The organism is Nocardioides speluncae, assembly GCF_003121585.1.
GTDB lineage: Bacteria > Actinomycetota > Actinomycetes > Propionibacteriales > Nocardioidaceae > Nocardioides > Nocardioides speluncae.
This window is the reverse complement of record NZ_QEOO01000025.1, coordinates 85,413-108,096: the sequence shown is the minus strand read 5'-3', so window position 1 is coordinate 108,096 and position 22,684 is coordinate 85,413. Positions and strand designations below refer to the sequence as shown.

Genomic DNA, 22,684 nt, shown 5'->3' with positions numbered 1-22,684 from the left:
ATGATTCTCATGTCCACAACAGTGTGATCCGCCGCCGTCCATGAGGGCGGCGGATCCGCTGAAAGGAGGGAATCCCTATGCAGACCTCGAACAAGGCCTTCGCCGTTGTCGGTGCCAAGCCGGCCGGCCTGTCCGTTCACTCGAGCAACCACGCCGGTACCGCTTCCGTGGCATTCGCCTGGAAGTGATCCACACCGGGTTGCGGCGCCCGACCCAACCGGGCGCCGCAACTCGGCCATGGTCCAACACACCCAGACATATCTGGAAGGCAAGCCCATGAGCTACCTCCATCTCGCCACCGGTTGCAGCGTCCTCCCCCTCCCCGACGGCGGCGGTCTGCTGCTCGCCGCGCCCGACGAGCGGTTCGCCGAGCTGCGCGGCGCGGAGGCCGCGCTGGCCGACGTACTCAGAGGGTCCGTCGAGGTGCCTGCGACCGGCGACACGGCCGACAGCGTTGCCGGCGTCCTCGACTGGGGCGCCGGTGTGCTGGGCGACCGGCCCCGGACACAGCAGCGCGGCCGGATCGAGCTGGCGCCGCTCCTGTCCGGTGTACGCCGCCTGGCCGGCGCCGCGTGGGACGCCGACCTGGTGGTCGGAGAGGTCCTCGACGACGCGGCTCTGCTGGCGCGCGACGAGAAGCCGGACGCCGGCGTGTGGGTGCCGGTGCACCGCGAGCTCGGCGCGGTGGCGGTCGGCCCGGTGCTCGGGCCGGCGCCGGTCGAGCGGCCGCTGACCTGGGCCGACGTGCGGTTCCGCCGGCTGGCCGCGTCGCCGGCGCGCTCCCAGCTGCTGGCGCTGTGGCGGTCGTGGAGCGAGTACGGCGACCGCGACGACATCCGTCCGGGCCTGATGGAGCTGACCGGAGCCGTGGCGGCCCTGGAGGGCTGGCTGGCCGCCGGCGGCGACCTGCTGCGACACCAGGCGCTGGTGCCGCTGGACGGAGGCCCGATCAGCGCGCATCCGGTGCTCGCCGTACCGCGGGGACTGATGGGAGCCGTGCGATGAGCGACCCGTGGGAGCTGCTGGTCGACGGCCGGACCGGCGTGATCACAAGGACCGAGCACTATCTCAACCCGCCCGAATGGCCCGATGAGTTCCGGGTGGTCGGCGGCAGCATCGCCGCCGTCGGGTTCGACCGGCCCTGGCGCGCGGACCAGCTGTCGACCGGCACCGCGTTCGGCTCGCTGCAGCGCGCGACCGTCTCCGCGATGGGCGAGGGGATCGAGCGGTACTGCGGCAACTTCGTGCCCGACGGCCTGGTCCGGGCGTCGTACGCCGAGCTGGTGGCGGCCGAGTATGCGGCCGTGGAGCCGGCGTCGCTGTGCCTCTTCTCGGCCGCGCAGTACGCACTGGAGGGATTTCCGTTCGTGCCCTTCGAGCGTGGGCTGCCGGTGCGCTGGGCGCCGGGACGGGACCTGGCGACCGGCGCCCAGGCGCTGGTGCCGGCCTCGATCGTCTACGTGAACTACTTCCTCGGCTCCCGGATGACCGAGCCGCTGACCAACTTCGTCTTCTACGCCGGCCTGGCGGCCGGCCCGGATCGGCGCGCGGCCGAGACCGCCGCGATGGAGGAGCTGATCGAGCGCGACGGCGTCGAGCTGTGGTGGGACTCGGGCGAACCGGCGGTGGGTGTTGAGCTGCCCGACGATCTCTTGCAGACGATGACCGCGTGCGCCGACCCAGCACTCGAGTACGTCGTGCTGCAGATCCCGGGACCGTGGCGAGTGCCGGTGCTCGGGGTGGCGGTGCGCGACCCGGAGCTGGACATCGTCGCGCTCGGCACCGCCGCCCGCCCAGACCCGGCTAACGCCGTACTGAAGGCTGCGGGTGAGGCGATCTCGCTGCGCTCGCTGTCCAAGGGCCTGCTCGACCGGGGCGCGGGACTGTGGCAGGCCGCCGAGCTCGGGCTGTTCGACTCCGGGGCGCTGAAGCCATGGCGGGCCGACCGGCACTATCTGGACTCGTACGCCGCGGACTTCCACGACGTCACCGACCTGCTCTGCCAGTCCCAGATCTACCTCGATCCGCGCACTCGGCCCTGGACCGAGCACCTCTTCGCGCCGCCCAGCCGGGTGCCGCTCAGCGACATCGCACCCGTCGAGGGGGAGCCGTGGACGTACTACCGCGACGAGCTGACCCGGATCGGCGGGCGGCCGCCGGTGTCGGTCGACGTGACCACCGCCGACATCGCCGAGGCCGGGCTGAGCGTGGTCCGAGTGGTCGCGCCGGGCGTCTACACCAACGCCCCAGCGGGCTTCGCGCCGCGCGACCCGCGGCGCCGTACCAACCGCAACCTCCGGCCGCTCCCGCACACGTGATCGTCTCCGACCGGACCGGGATCGTCGGCGTACCGGTCGCCGGCCCCGGGCCATGGCCGCTCGCGGCGGAGGTGCCGCGGTTCCGGGCCGGCGTGCACCAGCCGGGCGGTCCGGTGACCGTCGCCGGCGCGGCGCTGGACGGCGACGTGGACACGGCACTGGCTCGGTGCGTGGCCGAGGGGGTCGAGCGGTACGCCGCGATGGTGCCGCGGCCGGACGCGTGGCTAGCGGCCGTGGACGGGACACCGGTCGCGCGCAACGCCGTGCTCGGGCATCTCTCGCCGCTGGCCGCGCCGCCCGAGGACGGCTACTACCCGCAGGGCTCGACCGGGCTGGCCGCCGGCCCGACGCTGGCTGCCGCCACCGAGTCGGCGGCCGCCGAGGTCGTCGAACGGGACACCCTCGCGCGGGCCTGGCGGGCGGGTACGCCGATGCCGCGCACCGCGCTCCCCGCTGCCCTGGCGGAGCTCGCCCTGGCCGAGGAGCTGTCGGTGTCGGCACACCTGCTGCCGGTGCGGGCGACGGTCGCGCGGGTAGCGGTCGTCGCGCTGCGGCACGGCGGGCGCAGGCTGATCGGGGTGGGTTCGGCGTACCGTCCCGAGCCGGTCGACGGGCTGGCGAAGGCGTTCACCGAGGCGGTCGTCTCGCTCGCCCAGCAGGCCGAGCTGGCCGATCCCGTGACCGGTCCGGGTCTTGCGGCCGGCGCCGGCCTCGATCCCTGGCGGGCGGACCGCCGGTACGCCGCCGGCGGCTGGGCCCACGTCGCCGACATCGCCCAGCATGCCCAGCTGCTGCTCGACCCGGAGCTGCAGGAGGCGGTTTGGGAGCGGTTCGTGGGCCTTGGTTTCGAGACGGTTGCTGCGCAACCTCCTCAACCGGCGGCCTCGGTGGCGGCCATGGAGCTGCTGGACGACGCGGTCCTGGTGGAGCTGTCGACGCCGGACTGTGCGCCGTACGTCGTGGTGCGGGTGCTGGCGGCGGGGGCAGAGGTGGTGCGGCCGGCGGGTGACCGGCCGGAGGAGCTGCCGTGTCCACTGGTGTAGTCACCCCAGACCTCACCACGAGGCGGCTGGTGGCGGTCGCCTGGCCGCTCGTGCTGCACGGGCTGGTCACGATCCTGGTCTCGGCCAACGACGTCGTGCTGCTGGGCGGTGCCGGCCCGCTAGTGATCGCGTCGGCGTCAGTGGCCTCGGCGATGCTGACGGTGCTGGTGACCGGGCTCGCGGCGTTCGCGGTCGGCGCCCAGATCGAGGGGTCGCGGGCGCGCGGTGCGGGGGATCCGCGCGGGGCGACGGTCGCGGCCAGCGCCACGTTGCGGGTGGTCGTGCTGGCGGGACTGCCGGTCGTCACCGTCACCGCACTTGCCGCGCCGCTGCTCACCCGCGAGATCGGCGGTACGGCGGCCGACGCCGACCTCGCCGCCACCTACCTGAGGATCACGCTGTGCGGCGTGCCGATGGCGGTGCTGGCCGGCGTACTCCGCGCCTACGCGACCGCGCTGGCCCGCACCCGCGTCGTACTCGTCGCCTCGGTCGCCGCCGCCGGCACCGACATCGCGGTCGCGCTCGCCCTCACACCGGTCCTCGGCTGGCGGGGCGTCGCGATCGGCACCGTCTGCGGGTACGCCGCCTCCGCGACCGCCTTCCTGGTCTGGCGGGCCCGGCTGGACCGGGCCGAGCGCCCGACCCTGCCACTCCGACCGACCGGCGTCGAGCGCCGGCTGGTCGACCTCGGCTGGCCGGAGGCGCTGCTGGCGACGTTCAGCACCGCCTCCGGCGTGGTCGTCGCGTTCGTGGTGAGCGGGTCGACGTCGGCGGTACTGGCCGGCGTCCGGCTCGTCGACGTACAGATCACCGTGGCCTGGGTGGTGCTCTCCGGCATCGGTACGGCGCTGCTCACGCTGCTCGGCGAGGCCCGCGGCGCCGGCCGGGACGACCTGTTCCGGGTCGCGACGGTGCGTGCCGCACGGCTGCTCGCCGCGGTGGCCGTCGGCCTGTTCCTGCTCGGCGCACCGCTCGCGCAGCCGATCGTGCGGCTGGTGGCCGGCGCGGACGCGGGCGTCGCTGTCGGGTGGTCGGGCGTGCTGGCCTGGACTCAGGTCGGCTGGCTGGTCGTGTGTGTCCTTGCGGTCACGGTCTGTCGTGCGCTGCGCGACACCCGCGCCTCCCTGGCGGCCAGCCTGGTCGGCGAGTACGCCGTGTTCCTGCCGCTGGGTCTGCTGCTGTGCCGGGTCTGGTCGCTCGACGTACTCGGGGTGATGCTCGCGCACCATGCGTTCTGGATCGCGTTCCTCGCCGTCGCGACGGCGCGCGCCCGAACGGCTTGGTCAAACTCAACTGGTCTTACCACTTGACCAATTGACCAGGCCGCACTTAGCGTGGTTGACATGCCACTGCAGCCTGTCAACCGCCGCTCCGTCCCCGACGAGGTCTTCGACCAGATGCTGGCCGAGGTGGTCGACGGCGAGATCCAGCCGGGTGAGTCGCTGCCCAGCGAGCGCCGCCTCGCCGAGGTGCTCGGGGTGTCCCGGCCGGCGGTGCGCGAGGCGCTGCAGCGGCTGACCCAGAGCCGTCTCGTCGAGGTCCGGCACGGCGGCGCCACCACTGTTCGCGACTTCCGGATCGCGGCCGGGCTCGACCTGCTCCCGCAGCTACTGGTACGCCGCGGCCAGCTCGACGCCAAGGTCGCCCGCAGCATCCTCGAGGCCCGGCTCGCGGTCGGTCCGAGCGTCGCCGCCCTGGCCGCGGAGCGCGGCGGGCCGGCGCTGGCCGCGGAGCTGACCGGCGTGGTCGACGACCTCGCCGGCACCGACGACGACGTCGAGCGGCAGCTGCACGCGCTCACCTACTGGGACCTGGTGGTCGACGCCGCCGACTCGATGGTGTTCCGGCTGATGTTCAACAGCCTGCGTGCGGCGTACGAGCCCGCGCTGGAGGCGCTCGCCCCCGCGATGGCCGAGGAGGTCGGCCAGGCCGACGCCTACCGGCTGCTCACCGCGGCGATCGCAGCCGGCGATCCCGACACCGCCCGCGCGGCCGCCGACCGGGTGCTCCGCCCAGCCACCGACAGCCTGATCGCCGCACTCAGCGCATTGGAGGAGTCATGACCAAGGCAAGCCCCGAGATCGAAGCCCTCGCCGCCGAGCGGCTGGCCAAGGACGAGGCCCGCATCACCGGCGCGGCCGGTCCCGGGCGCCGTACCAACGTCACCCTGCGCGACTCCTGGCGCGCGTTCTGGCGGCACCCGAGCCCGCCGATGATCTCGTCCTGCCTGGCCGCGGCGATCGTGGCCCGGGTCGTGGTCGGCGGCGGGGCGTGGTGGGAGCTGGTGATCCCGGCGGTGCTGATCGCGCTGTTCCCGGTGATTGAGTGGGTGATCCACGTGGTGATCCTGCACTGGCGGCCGCGCCGGCTGGCCGGCCTGCAGGTCGACTCGCTGCTTGCCCGCAAGCACCGCGAGCACCACGCCGACCCTCGGGACATCCCGCTGGTCTTCATCCCCTGGCAGGCGCTGTGCTGGCTGCTGCCGGCGTACGCCGCGATCGCGCTGCTGGCAATGCCGACGCTGCCGAGCGCGCTGTCGCTGCTGGTCGCGGTCTACGGGATCAAGTTCGGCTACGAGTGGACCCACTACCTGATCCACAGCGACTACAAGCCGCGCTCGCGCTGGTACCGGTCGGTGTGGCGCAACCACCGGCTGCACCACTACAAGAACGAGCACTACTGGTTCACCGTCACCAGCGCCGGCACCGCCGACCGGCTCTTCGGCACCTACCCGGACCCGGCCACGGTCCAGAGCTCGAAGACGGTCAAGCGGCTGCACGCCACCGACATCTAGGAGCCCGCCGGGTCGAGGTGCAGCCAGCCGTCGCCCCAGACCGCGCGAACGCCGAAGACCTCGAGGGTGAGCTCGGGGGTCAGCACCTCGTCGGGCTTGCCGTACGCCGCGAGCCGGCCGCCCTGCAGGACGGCGATCAGGTCGCAGTAGCGGGCGGCCAGGGTCAGGTCGTGCAAGGCGAGCGCCACCGCGGTGCCGCGGTCCCGCGAGAGGCCCCGCAGCGTTGAGAGCAGCGCGAACTGGTGCGCGATGTCGAGGTGGTTGGTCGGCTCGTCGAGCAGCAGGGCCGGCGCCTCCTGGGCGATCGCGCGGGCGACATGGACCCGCTGCCGCTCGCCGCCGGAGAGCCGGGCGACGTCGCGTGCGAGCAGGTGGGTGAGGTCCATCGTGGCCGCTGCGTCGGCGACCGCGCGGGCGTCGGCGGCCGAGGCGCGGCCGAGGTCGCCGCGGTGCGGGTAGCGGCCCAGGTCGATCACCTCGCGGACGGTGACGCCCTCGGGCTGGCTCGGCTCCTGGACGGCCGCCGCGACCGCCCGAGCGTGCATCCGGCCGCCGAGCGCCGCCGCGTCGGCGCCGGCGACGTACACCGCGCCGCCGCCCAGCCGGACGCCGCGGAACATCGCCCGCAGCAGGGTGGTCTTGCCGGACCCGTTCGGCCCGACCACGCCAGTCACCGAACCGGCCGGAAGGGTGAGGGAGAGGCCGTGCAGGACCGGGTGACGGCCGAGGGAGACGCGGACGTCGCGCGCCTCGACCGGAGCGGTGTCAGGCAAGCTCATCGCGCATCCTTCCCGCGATCAGCAGCGCGAAGATCGGCGCGCCGACCAGGGCGGTGACCACGCCGAGCGGTACCTCCGACGGCGGGGCGACGACCCGGCCGACCAGGTCCGCCCAGACCAGGAACGCGGCACCTGCCAGAGCGGCGAGAGGGACCAGCGAGGAGTGTCGGGGGCCGGCGAGCAGGCGCACCGCGTGCGGTACGACGAGCGCCACGAAGCCAATCCCGCCGGCGAGCGCGACCGCCGCGCCGGTGAGCAGCGAGGTGATCACGAACATCTCCGCGCGCAGCCGCTGCGGCGAGACGCCGAGGGCGGTCGCGGTCAGGTCGCCGTACGACAGGGCGTCGAGACGGCGGGCGCGAAGCATAAGTACGACGACGCCGGCGATCATCAGCACCGACGGCACGAACAGCGAGCCCCAGGAGGCGTCGGCCACCGAGCCGAGCTGCCAGAACAGCGCCGACCGCAGCCGCCGGTCGTCGTCGGCGCGGAAGACCACCATCGAGGTCAGCGCGCTCAGCAGGTAGGAGACCGCGATCCCGGCCAGGACCAGCCGCAGCGGGCTGACCCCGCCGCCGCGCCAGGCCAGCGCCAGCGTCGCCGCGAAGCCACAGCCGGCTCCGACGAACGCGGCCGCGGTCACCGACAGCGGACCGGACGCCCCGGCCACGATCATCGCGACCGCGCCGAGTGAGGCGCCCGACGTACCGCCGAGGATCGAGGGGTCGGCCAGCGGGTTGCGGGTCAGCGCCTGCAGGACGCACCCCGCGACCGCCAGTACGGCGCCGATCACCGCTGCCAGGAGGATCCGGGGGATCCGGTGCTCGGTGACCAGCCGCTCCTGGAGCGTCAGCGGCTCCAGCCCGACCGTGACCCGCTCCCAGACGGCAGTGACCAGCTGGCCGAGCGGGAGGTCGACCGGGCCGACCCGACTGGACGACGCCATGCCCGCGGCCAGCAGGACGGCACACGTCCCGGCCACCGCGGTGGCCGGGACCCGGCGTACCGACCGGTCCTGTACGACGGTCATCCGCGGAGGAACTCCGCGAGCTTCACCACGCCGTCGACGACCCGCGGGCCGGGCACGTTGTCGTAGTAGTCGAGGACCAGGAACCGGTCGTCCTTGACGGCGGTGATGCCGGACAGCGCGGCGTCACCCTTGAGGTACTTCTTCAGCGCGGCCATGCTCTCGTCCTTGCCGCCGGAGCCGTCGACGATCACGTCCGGGTTGCGGTCGGCGATCTCCTCCCAGGACGGCTCCAGAAACGCCTCGTCGGTGTCGCCGAACAGGTTGCTGCCGCCGGCCAGCGTGATCTGCTCGTCGGCCAGGCTGGCGCCGCCGGAGGCGAACGGCGACTTCGGGTCCGGGCTGCCCATGATGAACACCGTCGGCTCGCCCTCGACCGGCGTCGCCGTGGCCTTCTCGATCTCGGTCCGCCACCCGCCGACCACGGTCTTGCCGGCCTCGTCGGCGCCGATCGCGGTGGCGAAGGTCTCGGCGTCCTCGAAGTAGCCCTCGACGGTGTTGTCGGGGCTCTCCGGGCACTGCTCGCTGAGGATCAGGTGGGGTACGCCGAGCTTGTCCAGCGCCTCCTGGGTGATCCCGGCCTCCTGGTTGTAGCCGTACAACACGATCAGGTCCGGGTCCGGCTCGATCAGTGCCTCGAGCTTCGGGGTCGGGAACGAGCCGCCGAGGTGCTCGGCCTCGGCCGCCTCGGTCGCCAGGTCCTCCGGCAGCGCTGCCCGCTCGCTGCCGAAGTAGCCGGCCATCTGGTCCCCCGCGCCGAGCGCGAACACGGTCTCCGCGGCGCCCTCGAAGCCGACGATCCTGGTCGGCTGGGCCTCGATGGTGACCTCGCGGCCGCAGTTGGTGACGGTGCGCGGCCACGCCTGGTCATCGGCTCCGGCCGAGGTGTCGTCGGTGGCACCGGCGTCCTCGGAGTCGCCGGCGAAACCGCAGCCGGTCAGGGTGATCAGGAGTGCGAGTACGGCGGCCGCCAGTGGGCCGGGCGTGATGCGAGGCAGGTTCATGGCGCGATCAAACCATGACTTGATAATCATTATCAATATCGATCTGGGCCGCCGTCGGGCACCAGACCCGGATAGTCCAGAACGTTCGACATCACTTCCGGACGAAAAGTGATGCCGAACGTTCTGGACTATCGCGACCTCAGTCCAGGGCGAGGCCGGCGGCGGGGGTGACCTTGGCGGCGCGGCGGGCGGGGAGGAGGCAGGAGAGCAGGCCCGCCAACGCGGCCACCAGTACGACGACCGCCAGCTGGCCGAACGGCAGCACCACCGACACCTCGTCGGCCACCTTCGCGACCACGACCTGCATCGCGACCGCGGCGTACGTGACACCCAGGATGGTCCCCAGCACCGCCGCCACCAGCGACAGCAGCACCGCCTCCACACCGAGCGTGAGCCGCAGCTGCCGTCGGGTCAGCCCGAGCGCCCGGAGCAGCGCGTGCTCGCGAGCACGTTCTAGTACCGACAGCCCGAGCGTGTTGCCGATGCCGATCAGCGCGATCACGACCGCGATCCCGAGCAGCGCCAGCACAGAGCCGGTGAAGATGTCCAGCTGCAGGTCGACCCAGGCCCGGTCGGACAGCCCACTCGCCACCTCGGCCTCGGCCGGCTGGGCCACCACGGACAGGTCGCCGCTCAGGTCCTCGGCGTCGGTCCCGTCCTTGGCCCGCAGCCACACGGCACGCGTGGTCGGCGCGTCGGTGAGCGCGGCCAGCGTGGCCGGCGCCACCAGCCCGGCGGCGCCGAAGCCCTCACCGCTCTCCACCCGCAGCTTCCGGTGCCGGTCGCCGACCGTCACCATCACCCGGTCGCCCGTGGCCAGCTTCGGGCCGAGGCGGTCCGGCGGCACCACCAGCACGCCGCGCTCGGGCGCCTTCATCTCCTCGTCGCGCGCGATCGACGAGATGTCGCCGGGCGCGACCAGCTCGAGCTCGCCGATCCCGTGGTCGGCCTTCGCAGCCGCGCCGGGCAGTGCGATCGCGTCCTCGACCCCGGCCGTCCGGCGTACCCCCTCGAGAAGGTCGTCGGGCAGCGGCTTGCCGGTAGCGGTCAGGGTCACGTCGATCGGGTGCGACTTGTTCATGTCCGCCGCGACCGCGTCGCGCGACCCGGCCATCCCGGTGAGTACGGCGGTGGTCAGGGTGACCCCGACCAGCAGTGACGCCGTGGTGGCGGCGGTACGGCGCGGGTTGCGGACCGCGTTGCCGGTCGCCAGCCGTCCGGCGGGCCCCGTGACCCGCCCGACGACCGCGCCGGCCAGCCGGATCGCGGCGGGCACCAGCACCGGCCCGAACAGCAGCACCCCGACGAAGGTCGCGAACCCGCCCGCCAGCATCAGCACCGACTCCTGGGCGGCGGCCGCCGCGATCAGCAGGACCGTGCCCCCGCCCAGCAGGAGCAGGCCGGTGCCCAGTCGCCAGCGACCGGCGCCGGTGCGGACGTCGACGCCCGCGTCCGGCCGGAGCGCCGCCAGCGGGCTGACCCGGACCACACGCCGGGTCGGCAGCCAGGACGCCAGCAGCGAGACCCCGACGCCGACGACGAACGCAACGGCGTACCAGAGCGGCGACGGCTCGACCGTGCCGAGCTTGGCCGACGGGATCAGCTTGTTGGTCAGCGCGACCAGGCCGAAGCCCAGGCCGGTGCCGGCGGCGAGACCGAGCAGCGAGGCGAGGACGCCGAGCACCAGCGCCTCGGCGCGCACCGAGCGCACGATCTGCCGCCGGGTCGCGCCCACGCAGCGGAGCAGCGCGAAGTCACGCTGCCGCTGCGCGAACAGGATCGAGAAGGTGTTGGCGATGACCAGGATCGACACGAACAGCGCGATCGCGGCGAAGCTGAGCAACACCATCGCCATCACGTTGGTGCCGTTGGTGATCTCGGCCTGCTGGTCCGCGACGTACGCGTCGGCGGTCTGCACCTTCGCGTCCGGGTAGGCCTTCGCCAGCTCGTCGGTGCTCGCCCCCGCGTAGGCCACGCTGTCGATGTACATCGACGAGGTCCAGGCCTGCTGGTCCGCCCAGGTGACGTAGACCGAGGCGTACACCAGGCTGGACGGCGAGTCGACCAGGCCGACGACCGTGACGTCCTTGGCCCGGCTGCCGCTGCCGATCTGGAGCTCGTCGCCGACCTCGACCTTCTCCCGCTTGGCGGAGTTGACGTCGACCGCGACCTCTCCGGCCGCCGACGGCAGCCGGCCGTCCTCGACGACCTGCCACTGCTGGGACTTGGCGGGCGCGATCCCGCCGACGTCGATCTGGTCGCCGAACAGCTTGCCGTCCCGGGAGACCGGCAGCAGCGACCAGCCGAGGATCGAGGCCTGGTCGCCGTTCTTCTCGGCGCGCTCCATCAGCGCGACCGCTTCGTCCGAGCTGATGTCGCTGACGACCGCGTCGGCGTTCTCGTACGGCGCGTCCACGCCGTCGAGCAGACCGTTGCGGGTCGCCGAGGACAGCGCGTTGGTGGTGACCACGAACGCCACCCCAATCAGCACCGCCAGGGCCGCCGACAGGTAGCGCCGGGTATGCGTCCGCATGGACGCGAACATGACGGTACGCATCAGGCGGCGCCCTGCCCGTTGTCGTGAGGGGCGCCGGTGCGGGCACGGAGGGCCGCGACCAGCTGCTCGGCCGACGGCTCGGCCAGGTGGGCGACGACCACGCCGTCGTTGATCACCACCACGTCGTCGGCGTACGCCGCGGCCTCCAGCTCGTGGGTCACCATCACCACGGTCTGGCCCAGCTCGCGCACCGAGCGGCGCAGGAAGCCGAGCACCTCGGCCGAGGACTCGCTGTCCAGGTTGCCGGTCGGCTCGTCGGCGAACACGATCGCCGGGTTGCTCACCAGCGCCCGGGCGATCGCGACCCGCTGCTGCTGGCCGCCGGACAGCTCGCTGGGCCGGTGCCCGATCCGGTCGGTCAGGCCGAGCACGCCGATCACGTAGTCGTAGCGGGCCTTCGTGTCGGCGTCCTGGCCGCGGCCGGAGAGCTCCAGAGGCAGCAGGATGTTCTGGCCGGCGGTCAGCATCGGCAGCAGGTTGAACGCCTGGAACACGAAGCCCAGGTGGTCGCGCCGGAACCTGGTCAGCGCGGTGTCGTCGAGCGACTCCAGCGCGACGCCGGCCGCGGCGACCGAGCCGCTGTTCGGCTGGTCGAGCCCGGCCAGGCAGTGCATCAGGGTCGACTTGCCGGACCCGGACGGGCCCATGATTGCGGTGAACCGGCCGGCCGGCAGGTCCAGGTCGACGCCGCGCAGCGCGTGCACCTGCGCATCGCCGCGGCCGTAGGTCTTGGTCAGGCCGCGCGCGCTCGCCGCGAGGGCGGTGTTGGGGGTGGTCTGGGTGGGCTGTTGGGTCGTCGTTTCCAGCATGTCCCTGACGCTATGAACGTTCGGCTCACCGATCGTCAGGCCGTGGGCCGAACTCGGCGTACCCCGTCAGGCTGACCCCGCCCCGCGCCGTACATCCCAGGTCGTACGGCGAGGCTCAGGGTCGCACTACTTGGCGAACTTGGACATCAGCTGCTGGGCCTCCTGGGTGGAGACCGCCTTGCTGATGGTGTCGGACTCGTCGGCACCGCTCTCGGCGCGGGTGGTGGTCCAGGCGGCGCGGGACAGGCGCTTGGCCTGGCCGAGGGCGAAGGTCGGACCGGCGGCGAGCCGGGTGGCGATCTCGGTGGCGCGGGTGAGGTGCTCGCCGTCCTCGACCACCTCGGTGACCAGGCCCCACTCGCGGGCGACGTCGGCGGTCAGCACCCGCCCGGTGAGCAGCACCTCGAGGGCGCGCTGCTGGCCGACGGCGCGCGGCAGCAGGTAGGACATGCCGCAGTCCGGGGTGAGGCCGGCGGCGCCGTACGCCGCCAGGAACTTCGTCGACCGCGCGGCCACCACCAGGTCGGCACTCAGCACCAGCGAGAGGCCGGCCCCGGCGGCCGCGCCGTGCACGGCCGCGACGACCGGCTTCTCCATCGCGACCAGCTGCTGGAAGGCGGCGTCGAGGGTGTCGGCCAGCTCCTTGACGTACGCCGGCGGGTCCGGCTCGCCGAGCATCGAGCCGAGGTCGCCGCCGGCGCAGAACCGCGCCCCGTCGCCGCTGATCAGCACGACCCTGACGGCCGGGTCCTGGGCGGCGTGCTCCACGGCGGCGCCCCACTCGCGCGCCGTCGGCAGGTCGACGGCGTTCGCGACGTCCGCGCGGTTCATCGTCAGGTGGGCGACACCACCGTCCACCGCATACTCGAGTCCGGTCATGTCCTGCAGGCTAACCCCGCGTCGCCGCCGTTGGCCTGGACGGTCCAGGCCACAGACGCCTTGGTGCCAATCCCAGGAGAGCCGTCAGCCGGGCGTGACCAGACCGGTCTCGTAGGCGAGCACCACCAGCTGGACCCGGTCCCGGGAGCCGGTCTTGGCGAGGATCCGGCTGACGTGGGTCTTCACGGTCGCCTCGGCGACGACCAGGTCGGCGGCGATCTCGGTGTTGGAACGGCCGCGTCCCACCAGCGTGAGTACCTCCCGCTCGCGGTCGGTCAGCGTGTCCAGCCGGTCGTGCGCGGCCGCACCGGAGGCGTCGTGGTCGGGCAGCGAGCCGGCGAAGTGGTCGAGCAGCCGCCGGGTCGTCGACGGCGCGACCACCGAGTCGCCACCGTGTACGGCGCGGATCGCGCCCAGCAGGTCGGGCGGTGCGGCGTCCTTGAGCAGGAACGCCGCGGCGCCGGCCTTGATCGCGGCGAAGGCGTACTCGTCGAGGTCGAAGGTGGTCAGCACGATCACCCGTGGCGCTCCGGCCGCCGTCTCCGCCCGGGCCGCCAGCCGCCGGGTCGCCTCGACACCGTCCAGCCGCGGCATCCGCACGTCCATGAGTACGACGTCGGCCCGGGTCACCTCGAGCAGCTCCAGCGCCGCGGCGCCGTCACCGGCCTCGCCGACGACCGCCATGTCGTCCTGGCTGTCCACGAGCATCCGGAATCCGGTCCGGACCAGCTGCTGGTCGTCGACCAGGAAGACCCGGATCTTCTCGCCCTCGCTCACGGTGCCGGACCGCTCGCTCGTTCCTCGCTCACAACGGGATCCTCGCAGACACGCCGTACCCGCCCCCCGGCCGTGGGCCGACGTCGAGGGTGCCGCCGTGCACCACCACCCGCTCGTGCATGCCGGCCAGCCCGAGCCCATTGCCGTCGTCGGTCGCTGCGGCGCCGCGGCCGTCGTCGGCGACGTCGACCCGCACCTCCGGACCCCGCGGCCCGGTCACCACGTCGACGGCCACCGTCACCTGCGCTTGCAGGCCGGCGTGCTTGCGGACGTTGGTGAGCGCCTCCTGCACCACCCGGTACGCCGTGAGCGCGACGCCGTCGGGCACCGCGACGTTCACTGGCGGCAGCGTCGCGTCCACGTCCATCCCCGCGGCCCTGGCCTCGTCGACCAGGAACGGCAGGTCGGCCAGGCCGGGCTGCGGACGGGTGCCGGTGCCCCCGTTGCCTTGGTCGGAGCGCAGCAGCCCGAGCATCTTGCGCATCTCGGCCAGCGCGTCCCGGCCGGTCGCCGAGATCGTCGCTAGCGCGTCCACCGCCGCGCCGGGGTCCTTGGCCGCGGCGTACCGCGCGCCGTCGGCCTGGACCACGATCACCGACAGCCCGTGCGCGACCACGTCGTGCATCTCCCGCGCGATCCGGGCCCGCTCGTCGGACGCCGCCAGCTCGGCCTGCTGCGCGGCCTCGCGCTCCAGCCGCTCGCCGCGCTCGACCAGCGCGTCGACGTACGCCCGCCGGGTCCGGCCGAGCGTGCCGAGCGCCCACGACGCGATCACCACGACCGACATCGAGATGAAGTACGACGTGAACGCGCCGAAGGTCAGCTGGTTACCGGCGTAGTGGCGCAGCCAGTCGATGCTGGCCAGCACGGCACCGATGAAGCCGATCCCGACCGAGACCAGCCCTTGCAGCGTGGTGCCGAACCGAGCCACCGAGTACATCGTGATCGGCAGCCCGATCTGGGCATAGAGCGCGGTGTTGATCGTCAGGACCTGGGTCAGGCTGACCGCGGAGACCGCGAGTACCACCGCGAACGGGTGCTGCCGCCGCCAGAACAGCGGCGCCAGCAGGCCGATCGACAGCAGCGTGTCCTCCCAGGGCATGCCGACGATCGGGAAGGCGAGGACCGGAAGCAGCAGCCCACCGGCAAGGAACAGATCGAAGATCTGCTGGCCGCGCCGGGTCAGCCGGATCGGCTGCGGCAGCAGCGTCGGCGTCAACCGGGGCGGGCTCTGCATGGTCCCGAGCCTACGGACGCGCCGGCAGCCTTACTCGTAAGGCTGGCGCGGCTCGTTGATCTGCTCGATGGACTCGAGTGCCATCGTCGGCATGTCCTCGCGCGGGTACTCCTTGTCGGAGTCGACCCAGGTGCCCACCACGCGCACCCACTGGCCGTCCTTGGGTGCCTCGGCGCCGTCCATCCGGACCGCCTGGGTGAAGGCGTCGGCCGCGCAGCAGGCCATCGACATACGGGCGATGTACCAGCCCTTGGAGTCCTTGACCGCAAAGCCGGTGAGCTCGATCTGGCGGTCCTCCAGCGACTTGCCGGTGTCGTAGTTGGCGCGCACCACGAACTCGCCGATCTTGATCTTGTTGATGTCGGCCGAGGGCAGCTTGGAGAACGTCGACTCGGCGGGCGGCGGCGCGGGCCGGAGCGTCCGGGCGGCGGCGTAGCTGCCCAGCGACGGCGGCGCGATCACCAGCAGCGCGAGGACCGGCACCAGCATCGCCCAGGCGACGGTCGGCTGGTGGTCGTGCTCGTCGTCCTCCTTGACCAGGAACAGGCCGGGCAGGCCGAGCAGCAGCAGCACGATTGCGGAGACCAGGAGCGGATACTGCATCCACGGCTTGATGTAGGAGAGGTGCTCGTCGGTGATCGACAGCCGCAGCATGGCGGCTCCGATCAGCGTGACGACGCACGAGGCGGCCTGACGGTTCACAGCAGCACCCACCCAACGATCACGGCGCTCAGCGTGGCCACCACCAGGGTGACCGGAGCGAACCTCATGGCGAACTTGGAGCCGAAGACGCCGGCCTGCATCGAGGCCAGCTTCACGTCGACGGCAGGGCCGACGACCATGAAGGCCAGTTTGGCGGTGTCGGAGAATCCCACGAAGCTCGCCGCGACGAACGCGTCGGCCTCCGAGCAGATCGCCACCAGGAAGGCGAGCAGCACCAGCGCGAGTACGGCGAGGATCCAGTTGTCGGCGAGGGTGTCGACGATGTCCTTGGGGACGAAGGTGCTGAACGCGGCCGCGATTGCCGCACCGATCACCAGGAAGCCACCGGCGTGCAGGAAGTCGTGCTGCATCGCGTCACGGAACGTGGCCACCTTGTTCTCGCCGTCGTGGTCGTGCGGCGTACGCCGGCCCATGGTCAGCCACTCGGCCTTGCCGAACCGCAGCCACAGCCAGCCCATGATCACCGCGACCGCGAACGACGCGACCAGCCGGCCGATCACCATGTCCGGGCGGTTCGGGAACGCCACCGCGGTCGACACCAGCACCACCGGGTTGATCGCGGGTGCGGCCAGCAGGAAGGTCAGGGCGGCTGCCGGGGCGATGCCGCGCCGGATCAGGCTGCCGGAAATCGGCACCGACGCGCACTCACAGCCGGGGAGAATCACACCGGCGGCGCCCGCCACGGGAACGGCGAGCGCCTTGTTCTCCGGGAGCAGCCGCTGCAGCGCCGAGGCCGGCACGAACGCCGAGATCGCGGCGGAGATCAGCACACCGAAGACGAGGAACGGCGTCGCCTGGACCATCACCGAGACGAAGCGGGTGGCGAAGTCGAGGAAGGCGGGGGAGTCGAGCCGGCCGGAGATCTGGCCGCGCAGGAGCAGGCAGGCACCGACGATGCCCACCACGATCCATAGGGAAGCGCCGCTGGCCCACCCCGCCTTGTCGGCAGGTGGCTTCTCTTGTGCGACTTCGTCGCTGGTGGTTTCGACCGACACGCGCGGGAGCCTAACGCGGATGAGAACCATTCTCCAGGGGTGGGGTTTTCCCTACCTGGATAGACGGTCGAGAGCCACTGCGCTCCCGCTCGTCGATCGCGATCGTGAGGTAACACCGAAGACCGACCTCAAGGAGAGCAGCAATGCGCACCATCCTCACCGCAGCCATCGTCACTACCGGCACTCTGGCCGTCATCGCCGCGCCCGTCGTTCCCGCCCAGGCGACCAGCGACGTCGTCGTACAACAGATCGAGCGCCGCGCGCATCCGCTGCGGTCAGTTGAGCCCGGCGGCCCGGCTGGCGACCTCCGGCCGTTCGGTCGGATGGTCGACGATGCCACGGTCGTGGGGGTCGGCGAGGCCACGCACGGCAGCCACGAGTTCTTCGCGCTGAAGGACCGGGTGCTGCGCTATCTGGTGCGAGCCAAGGGCTTCCGCACCTTTGCGCTGGAGGCGCCGTGGAGCACCGGCCTGAAGCTGGACCACTACGTCCAGACCGGCGAGGGCGACCCGCACGCGATCATGCGGGCCGAGTTCGTCCGTCCCTACCGGTTCTGGAACACCGAGGAGTACGTCGACCTCGTCGAGTGGATGCGTGCCTGGAACCTGCGGCACCCGGGCGACCGCGTCCGGTTCGTCGGCGCCGACCTCGGCTACGCCGGACCCAACGTCCTCGACGCCGTCGAGGAGTACGCCGGGTCGCGCGACGCCGCGCTCGCCGATCGGATCGCGCGTCTGTACGCCGACCTGCGGCCGGCGCCCGGCCAGACGCCGGAGGAGCAGATGGCCGGGTACATCGACCTCCCGCAAGGCGACAGGGATCAGCTCGCCGCTGACGCCAGGACGGCGTACACGCTGCTCGCAGCGGCCGGGCCCGGCGCCGATCACACGGCGTACACCTGGGCGCTGCGGCACGCCGAGGCGGTCATGCAGACGGCCATGCTCTATGCGTACGACATGGCCACCGAGTTCGCCGAGTCGATGCGCTACCGCGACGAGCAGATGGCGAAGAACCTGCTGTGGTGGCGTGAGGTGGTCGGCGACCGCGTCCTCTACTCCGCGCACGACAATCACGTGACCCGGGTCAGCTCGCAGCCGGACCTGTTCCCCGAGACCGTCGGCGGCGTGCTGAACCGCGCGCTCGGTGCCGGCTACCTGCCGGTGGGTACCTCCTTCGAGCACGGCTCCTTCAACGCGTACGACGGCGAGTTCGGCGGGCGGCTCGGCGTCTTCGCGATCGAGGGCGCAGCGCCCGGCTCGAACGAGGAGACTTTCGACCGGGTGCGGTACGACGACTACCTGGTCGACCTGCGCCGCGTTGGCCCGGCCGCGCGTGCCTGGACCGCCGGCAGCCGGCCGAGCAACCTCGTCGGTCTGGTCTGGCCGGACGCCCCGCTCGAGACCGCGCTGGCGACGAGCTACGACGTGGTCGTTCACTTCGACGAGGTCCGTGCCTCCGACCTCCGCTGACCCGGCCACTGGTGGTCACGCCTTCCAGGCGTGGCCACTACGCTCAGCAGCATGACCAAGTGGGAATACCTGACCGCGCCGATCCTCACGCACGCGGCGAAGCAGATCCTCGACAACTTCGGCTCCGACGGCTGGGAGCTGGTCCAGATCGCGCCGGGCATGAACCCGGAGAACCTCGTCGGCTACTTCAAGCGGCCGGTGGAGGCATGAGCACGCCGGAGGAGCGGCTCACCGAGCTCGGGCTGACGGTGCCGGAGGTGGCCAAGCCGGTGGCGTCGTACCTCCCGGCCGTGCGCAGCGGCAACTACATCTACACCTCGGGCCAGCTGCCGATGAAGTCCGGCGAGCTGATGTTCACCGGCAAGGTCGGTGGCGAGGTCAGCGAGGAGGAGGCGATCGCGTGCGCCCAACAGTGCGCGCTGAACGCCATCGCGGCCGTCAAGTCCGAGATCGGCGACCTGAGCAAGGTCAAGCGGATCGTCAAGGTGGTCGCGTTCGTCGCCTCGACGCCGGACTTCACCGGCCAGCCGCGGGTCGCGAACGGTGCCTCCGAGCTGTTCGGTGAGGTGTTCGGCGAAGCCGGCCGGCACGCCCGGTCCGCGGTCGGCGCGCCCGTGCTGCCCCTGGACACGCCCGTCGAGGTCGAGCTGATCGTCGAGGTCTGACGTCGTGCCGGACCCCACCCGGCGGCTGCCGCCGGCGCTCGTCGAGACCGCGCGGGAGTACGCCGACGGCCGGCGGGTCGCCGTCGAGCCCCGCAACGCTGCCACCGTCGTCCTCCTGCGTTCGCCGTCCCCTGGTTTCGAGACGGTTGCTAGCGCAACCTCCTCAACCGACGGGGAACTGCTGCCGCTGGTTGAGGAGGTTGCGCAGCAACCGTCTCGAAACCAAGGCGAGGACCGAGGCAAGCTCGAGGTCTACTTGCTGCGGCGCCATGTCGGGATGGAGTTCGCGGCGGGGATGAGCGTGTTCCCGGGTGGCGGGGTCGACGACCGGGACGCCGACCTGGCGGCGCGGCTGTGGGCCGGGCCGTCGCCGGAGGAATGGGGCAAGCGGCTGGGCTGTGACACGGACCAGGCGAAGGCGCTGGTGTGTGCGGCGGTGCGGGAGACGTTCGAGGAGTCGGGCGTGCTGCTGGCCGGGACCGACACGACCGTGGTCGCCGACACCACCGGCGACGACTGGGAGGCCGACCGTGTCGCACTCGAGTCCCGGGCGCTCGCGTTCAGTGAGCTGCTGGAGCGGCGCGGGCTGGTGCTGCGTACCGACCTGCTGGCCGCACTCGGGGCCTGGCTGACGCCGGTCTTCGAGCCGCGCCGCTACCGCACGTACTTCTTCGTCGCGACGCTGCCGGCCGGGCAGCGCACCCGCGACGTGTCCACCGAGTCCGACCGGGTGCACTGGTCCACGATCCGCGCCGCCGTGGCCTCGGTCGACGCCGGCGAGATGCTGATGCTGCCGCCGACGTACTGCACCCTGCTCGAGCTGTACGACGCCCCGACGCCGGCCGCCGCCCTCGAGATCGCCGCGGCCGCGCCGGCAGACATGGTCGAGCCGATTGCGGTCTTCGACGACGAGGGCGCGACGCTGGAGATCCCGGACCGGTTCGCCGAGCTCTACGAGAAGGTGCACGGGTCATGAGGACGCTCCCGTGAGCTGGGCGGGCGGCGACTTCGGCGAGCGCGGCCGGTGTGTGCTGGCGCCGAACGCGAACATGATGACCCTCGACGGCACCAACACCTGGGTGCTCCGCGAGCCGGGCGCCCGGCGCTCGGTGGTGATCGACCCGGGACCGTCGATCCTCGAGCACCTCGATGCGGTCGCCGAGCAGGCCGGCGAGGTCGGCGTCGTCCTCCTCACCCATCACCACCTCGACCACTCCGAGGCCGCCCGGGAGTTCGCCGAGCGGATGGGCTGCGGGGTGCGGGCCCTCGACCCGGCGTACCGGCTCGGCGCCGAAGGCCTCATCGACGGCGACGTGGTCGAGGTCGACGGCCTGGAGCTGCGGGTGGTCGGCACGCCCGGGCACACCGCGGACTCGCTGTCGTTCGTGCTGCCCGCCGAGCGGACGGTGCTGACCGGCGACACCGTGCTCGGCCGCGGCACCACTGTGGTGGCCCACCCCGACGGCCAGCTCGGCGCCTACCTCGGCTCGCTGGACCGCCTGCACGCCCTGGCCGCCGAGCACGAGGTTGCCGCGATCTGGCCCGGGCACGGACCGGTGATCGACGACGCGCTCGGCGCCCTGGACTTCTACATCGCGCACCGGCGCGAGCGGCTGGCCCAGGTCGAGGCGGCGGTGCTGGCGCTCACCAACGAGTCGACCCTTGCCCGCGCGCTCCCGCACGTCGACCTCGACGCCGGCTCCGGCGCCACCGTCACGCCGTGGGCGGTGGTGGAGCGCGTCTACGCCGACGTCGACCAGGTCCTCTGGCCCGCCGCCGAGCTCTCCGTCCGTGCCCAGCTTGCCTACCTCACCACCCGCGCCGGAGCGGGATAGTCCAGGCCGTTTGACATCACTTTCGCGGCCGAAGTGATGTCAAACGTTCTGGACTATCCGCTCGTCAGGCTCGTGAGGTGGCGGCGTACCACCGCGCGCATGGTGTCCGGGGTGAGCTGGTCGGGGTAGAGGGTGCCCTGGATGGCGAGCCCGTCGATCAATGCGTGCAGCCGGACCGACTCGGCCTCCTGGTCGAAGTCGGCGCCCGTCACCTCCGCCAGCCGGCGGACGGTCTCGACGTAGAAGCCGCGGAGTGCGGTGTGGGCTCGCTCGGCGAGGGGGCGCAGCGTGCGGTCAGTGCGGGAGGCCGCGACCAGGCCGAGCCACACCTCCGACTCGGCCCGCAGCTCCTCGGTGATCGGGAGCGTCTCGGCGAGAGCCGCCTCGATGCCGTGGAGGTCAGTGGCCGCAGTCAGCAGGGCGTCGATCCGAGGCCCCATCCGGTCGGCGATGGCCAGCAGCGCGAACGACAGCAGCTCGGCCTGGCTGGCGAAGTAGTAGCGCATCGCACCGGCCGACCAGCCTGCCTCGGTAGCGACGTTGCGCACCGAGATCCCGGCGTACCCATCCCTGCGGACGACCCGCATCAGCGCTTCGGCGATCTCCACCCGACGGGCCTCGTGATCGACGGTCTTCGGCATGCCTGCTATTCTGACACAGTCGTATTAATACGCTCGTATCAAAACGGTCTTGGTGTCAAGCCAATCTCGAGGGGGAGAAAGACATGCTCGTCGCCCTGATCCTGGTCTGCGAGGTGCTGTTCTGGGTGGTGATCGCCGCCGGGCTGATCGCGCGCTACCTGCTGCGCCGTCCCAAGCTCGGCGCCGCGCTGCTGATCGCCGCGCCGCTCGTCGACCTGATCCTGCTGACCGCGACCACCATCGACCTTCGCAACGGCGCGGACGCGCACCTCGCGCACACCCTCGCCGCGGTCTACATCGGCGTCTCGGTCGGCTTCGGGCACAGCATGATCCGCTGGGCCGACGTCCGCTTCGCGCACCGGTTCGGCGGCGGCCCGACGCCGGCGCCGAAGCCGAAGTACGGCGCCGCCCGCGCCCGGCGGGAGTGGAAGGGCTGGCTCCAGCATCTGGTGGCGTGGAGCGTCGGCAGCGGCCTGATGGGGCTCGCGATCCTGTACGTCGGCGACTGGGACCGCACCGCCACCTTCGCCTACTCGATCCGCAACTGGGGCATCATCCTGCTGATCGACCTGGCGATCTCGGCGAGCTACACGTTCTCGCCCAAGGAGGCGCCGGCCGACGCGCAGGAGCCCGCCGAGGCCGCGTCGGTCTCGCCGGAGGAGCGGGCACAGGTCTGACGCGTTGAACGAACGTTTGTTCAACCGGCCGCTTTGAACAAACGTTCGTTCAACCGGCGGATGCACCTAGTCGATGGGCACGACCGGTCGCACGGAGACTCCGCCGCAACGCCACATCGCCGTACCGTCAACGACCTCCGCGGTCATCGGATGCTGGCCGTGCAGATCACACCGAGGGACCGGCTCGCCCCACATCTCGGCGCTCTCGGCGAGCAGGTCCTGCAGGTTGGCAGCGGCGGACTCGGCCGCCAGGGCGGCGTCACCTGCCGCGATCGACACCCAGCCCGCGGTCCGGCCCTGGGCGTCGCGGATCTCGATGAGGAAGGTGTCGCCAGCCCCGGGCGCGGGGTGCAGACCTTGGTGCACCGCATTCGCTGCCACCCAGCCCGAGGCACCTCCGAGGTCCCGGATGAGGGCATTGACCAGCGCGAGCGCGTCGTCCGCGCTCAGCATCG

At 72.2% G+C, this 22,684-nt stretch carries 24 protein-coding genes; 12 read left to right on the top strand and 12 right to left on the bottom strand.

Going from position 1 to position 22,684, the window contains the following annotated elements:
- Positions 1–276 precede the first annotated feature (276 nt).
- Genes DDV73_RS14335 through DDV73_RS14310 form a run of 6 tightly spaced genes read left to right on the top strand, consistent with a single transcriptional unit; the run spans position 277 to position 6,155 of the window.
- Complete coding sequence (locus tag DDV73_RS14335) at positions 277–1,005, top strand: serine/threonine-protein kinase (RefSeq protein ID WP_109507928.1); 729 nt, start codon at positions 277–279, stop codon at positions 1,003–1,005.
- Entirely contained in the window at positions 1,002–2,318 is a 1,317-nt protein-coding gene (locus tag DDV73_RS14330; RefSeq protein ID WP_109507927.1) for a YcaO-like family protein, read from the top strand. Before DDV73_RS14335 ends, DDV73_RS14330 begins: the two co-directional genes overlap by 4 nt.
- Positions 2,315–3,361, top strand: a complete 1,047-nt coding sequence (locus tag DDV73_RS14325) for a YcaO-like family protein (protein WP_109507926.1) — start codon at positions 2,315–2,317, stop codon at positions 3,359–3,361. Before DDV73_RS14330 ends, DDV73_RS14325 begins: the two co-directional genes overlap by 4 nt.
- The gene (locus DDV73_RS14320; RefSeq protein ID WP_109507925.1) at positions 3,346–4,671 is read left to right on the top strand and encodes an MATE family efflux transporter; all 1,326 of its coding nucleotides are present in this window, start codon (positions 3,346–3,348) and stop codon (positions 4,669–4,671) included. The genes DDV73_RS14325 and DDV73_RS14320 overlap by 16 nt, the downstream gene beginning before the upstream one ends.
- A 33-nt stretch (positions 4,672–4,704) precedes the next feature.
- Positions 4,705–5,424 carry a FadR/GntR family transcriptional regulator gene (locus DDV73_RS14315; RefSeq protein ID WP_109507924.1) on the top strand — a complete coding sequence of 240 codons (720 nt, stop codon included), beginning with the start codon at positions 4,705–4,707 and terminating at the stop codon, positions 5,422–5,424.
- Positions 5,421–6,155 (top strand): sterol desaturase family protein, encoded by a 735-nt coding sequence (locus DDV73_RS14310; protein ID WP_109507923.1) that lies wholly within the window; start codon positions 5,421–5,423, stop codon positions 6,153–6,155. Before DDV73_RS14315 ends, DDV73_RS14310 begins: the two co-directional genes overlap by 4 nt.
- Here the strand turns inward: DDV73_RS14310 and DDV73_RS14305 are convergent.
- From DDV73_RS14305 to DDV73_RS14260, 10 genes are all read right to left on the bottom strand, one after another.
- A complete protein-coding gene (locus DDV73_RS14305) occupies positions 6,152–6,934 on the bottom strand; it encodes an ABC transporter ATP-binding protein (RefSeq protein ID WP_109507922.1) in 783 nt (260 codons plus the stop codon). The two genes, DDV73_RS14310 and DDV73_RS14305, sit on opposite strands and share 4 nt — an antisense overlap.
- Positions 6,921–7,964: a FecCD family ABC transporter permease gene (locus tag DDV73_RS14300; protein ID WP_109507921.1), complete on the bottom strand. Its 1,044-nt coding sequence runs from the start codon at positions 7,962–7,964 to the stop codon at positions 6,921–6,923. Before DDV73_RS14300 ends, DDV73_RS14305 begins: the two co-directional genes overlap by 14 nt.
- A complete protein-coding gene (locus tag DDV73_RS14295) occupies positions 7,961–8,965 on the bottom strand; it encodes an ABC transporter substrate-binding protein (RefSeq protein WP_161962399.1) in 1,005 nt (334 codons plus the stop codon). The genes DDV73_RS14300 and DDV73_RS14295 overlap by 4 nt, the downstream gene beginning before the upstream one ends.
- Positions 8,966–9,104: 139 nt before the next feature.
- Positions 9,105–11,498: an ABC transporter permease gene (locus DDV73_RS14290; protein WP_206050876.1), complete on the bottom strand. Its 2,394-nt coding sequence runs from the start codon at positions 11,496–11,498 to the stop codon at positions 9,105–9,107.
- 23 nt (positions 11,499–11,521) lie between these two features.
- Complete coding sequence (locus DDV73_RS14285) at positions 11,522–12,331, bottom strand: ABC transporter ATP-binding protein (protein WP_109507918.1); 810 nt, start codon at positions 12,329–12,331, stop codon at positions 11,522–11,524.
- A gap of 126 nt (positions 12,332–12,457) precedes the next feature.
- Positions 12,458–13,210 carry an enoyl-CoA hydratase/isomerase family protein gene (locus DDV73_RS14280; RefSeq protein WP_109507917.1) on the bottom strand — a complete coding sequence of 251 codons (753 nt, stop codon included), beginning with the start codon at positions 13,208–13,210 and terminating at the stop codon, positions 12,458–12,460.
- 84 nt (positions 13,211–13,294) lie between these two features.
- Positions 13,295–13,987 (bottom strand): response regulator transcription factor, encoded by a 693-nt coding sequence (locus DDV73_RS14275; RefSeq protein WP_240617286.1) that lies wholly within the window; start codon positions 13,985–13,987, stop codon positions 13,295–13,297.
- A 28-nt stretch (positions 13,988–14,015) separates the two neighbouring features.
- Positions 14,016–15,224 (bottom strand): sensor histidine kinase, encoded by a 1,209-nt coding sequence (locus DDV73_RS14270; RefSeq protein WP_109507915.1) that lies wholly within the window; start codon positions 15,222–15,224, stop codon positions 14,016–14,018.
- 30 nt (positions 15,225–15,254) lie between these two features.
- Positions 15,255–15,926: a TIGR03943 family putative permease subunit gene (locus tag DDV73_RS14265; RefSeq protein ID WP_109507914.1), complete on the bottom strand. Its 672-nt coding sequence runs from the start codon at positions 15,924–15,926 to the stop codon at positions 15,255–15,257.
- Positions 15,923–16,942 carry a permease gene (locus DDV73_RS14260; RefSeq protein WP_240617285.1) on the bottom strand — a complete coding sequence of 340 codons (1,020 nt, stop codon included), beginning with the start codon at positions 16,940–16,942 and terminating at the stop codon, positions 15,923–15,925. Before DDV73_RS14260 ends, DDV73_RS14265 begins: the two co-directional genes overlap by 4 nt.
- Before the next feature lie 143 nt (positions 16,943–17,085).
- On the opposite strand from DDV73_RS14260, the gene DDV73_RS14255 reads away from it, so the two are divergent.
- From DDV73_RS14255 to DDV73_RS14240, 5 genes are all read left to right on the top strand, one after another.
- Positions 17,086–18,411 (top strand): erythromycin esterase family protein, encoded by a 1,326-nt coding sequence (locus DDV73_RS14255; RefSeq protein ID WP_206050875.1) that lies wholly within the window; start codon positions 17,086–17,088, stop codon positions 18,409–18,411.
- Between the two features lie 51 nt (positions 18,412–18,462).
- Entirely contained in the window at positions 18,463–18,621 is a 159-nt protein-coding gene (locus DDV73_RS28435; RefSeq protein WP_170126029.1) for a Sp36 family protein, read from the top strand.
- Complete coding sequence (locus tag DDV73_RS14250; RefSeq protein WP_109507912.1) at positions 18,618–19,076, top strand: RidA family protein; 459 nt, start codon at positions 18,618–18,620, stop codon at positions 19,074–19,076. Before DDV73_RS28435 ends, DDV73_RS14250 begins: the two co-directional genes overlap by 4 nt.
- Before the next feature lie 4 nt (positions 19,077–19,080).
- Positions 19,081–20,052 (top strand): NUDIX hydrolase, encoded by a 972-nt coding sequence (locus tag DDV73_RS14245; RefSeq protein WP_109507911.1) that lies wholly within the window; start codon positions 19,081–19,083, stop codon positions 20,050–20,052.
- A 73-nt stretch (positions 20,053–20,125) separates the two neighbouring features.
- Positions 20,126–20,911 (top strand): MBL fold metallo-hydrolase, encoded by a 786-nt coding sequence (locus DDV73_RS14240; RefSeq protein WP_109507964.1) that lies wholly within the window; start codon positions 20,126–20,128, stop codon positions 20,909–20,911.
- Between the two features lie 53 nt (positions 20,912–20,964).
- On the opposite strand, the gene DDV73_RS14235 is transcribed toward DDV73_RS14240, so the two are convergent.
- Positions 20,965–21,552: a TetR/AcrR family transcriptional regulator gene (locus tag DDV73_RS14235; protein ID WP_109507910.1), complete on the bottom strand. Its 588-nt coding sequence runs from the start codon at positions 21,550–21,552 to the stop codon at positions 20,965–20,967.
- A gap of 83 nt (positions 21,553–21,635) precedes the next feature.
- Here DDV73_RS14235 and DDV73_RS14230 point away from each other — a divergent pair, with 83 nt between their 5' ends.
- Complete coding sequence (locus tag DDV73_RS14230) at positions 21,636–22,229, top strand: hypothetical protein (protein ID WP_206050874.1); 594 nt, start codon at positions 21,636–21,638, stop codon at positions 22,227–22,229.
- Between the two features lie 66 nt (positions 22,230–22,295).
- Here DDV73_RS14230 and DDV73_RS14225 read toward each other — a convergent pair whose 3' ends face one another.
- Positions 22,296–22,682 carry a hypothetical protein gene (locus tag DDV73_RS14225; protein WP_109507909.1) on the bottom strand — a complete coding sequence of 129 codons (387 nt, stop codon included), beginning with the start codon at positions 22,680–22,682 and terminating at the stop codon, positions 22,296–22,298.
- Positions 22,683–22,684 lie beyond the last annotated feature (2 nt).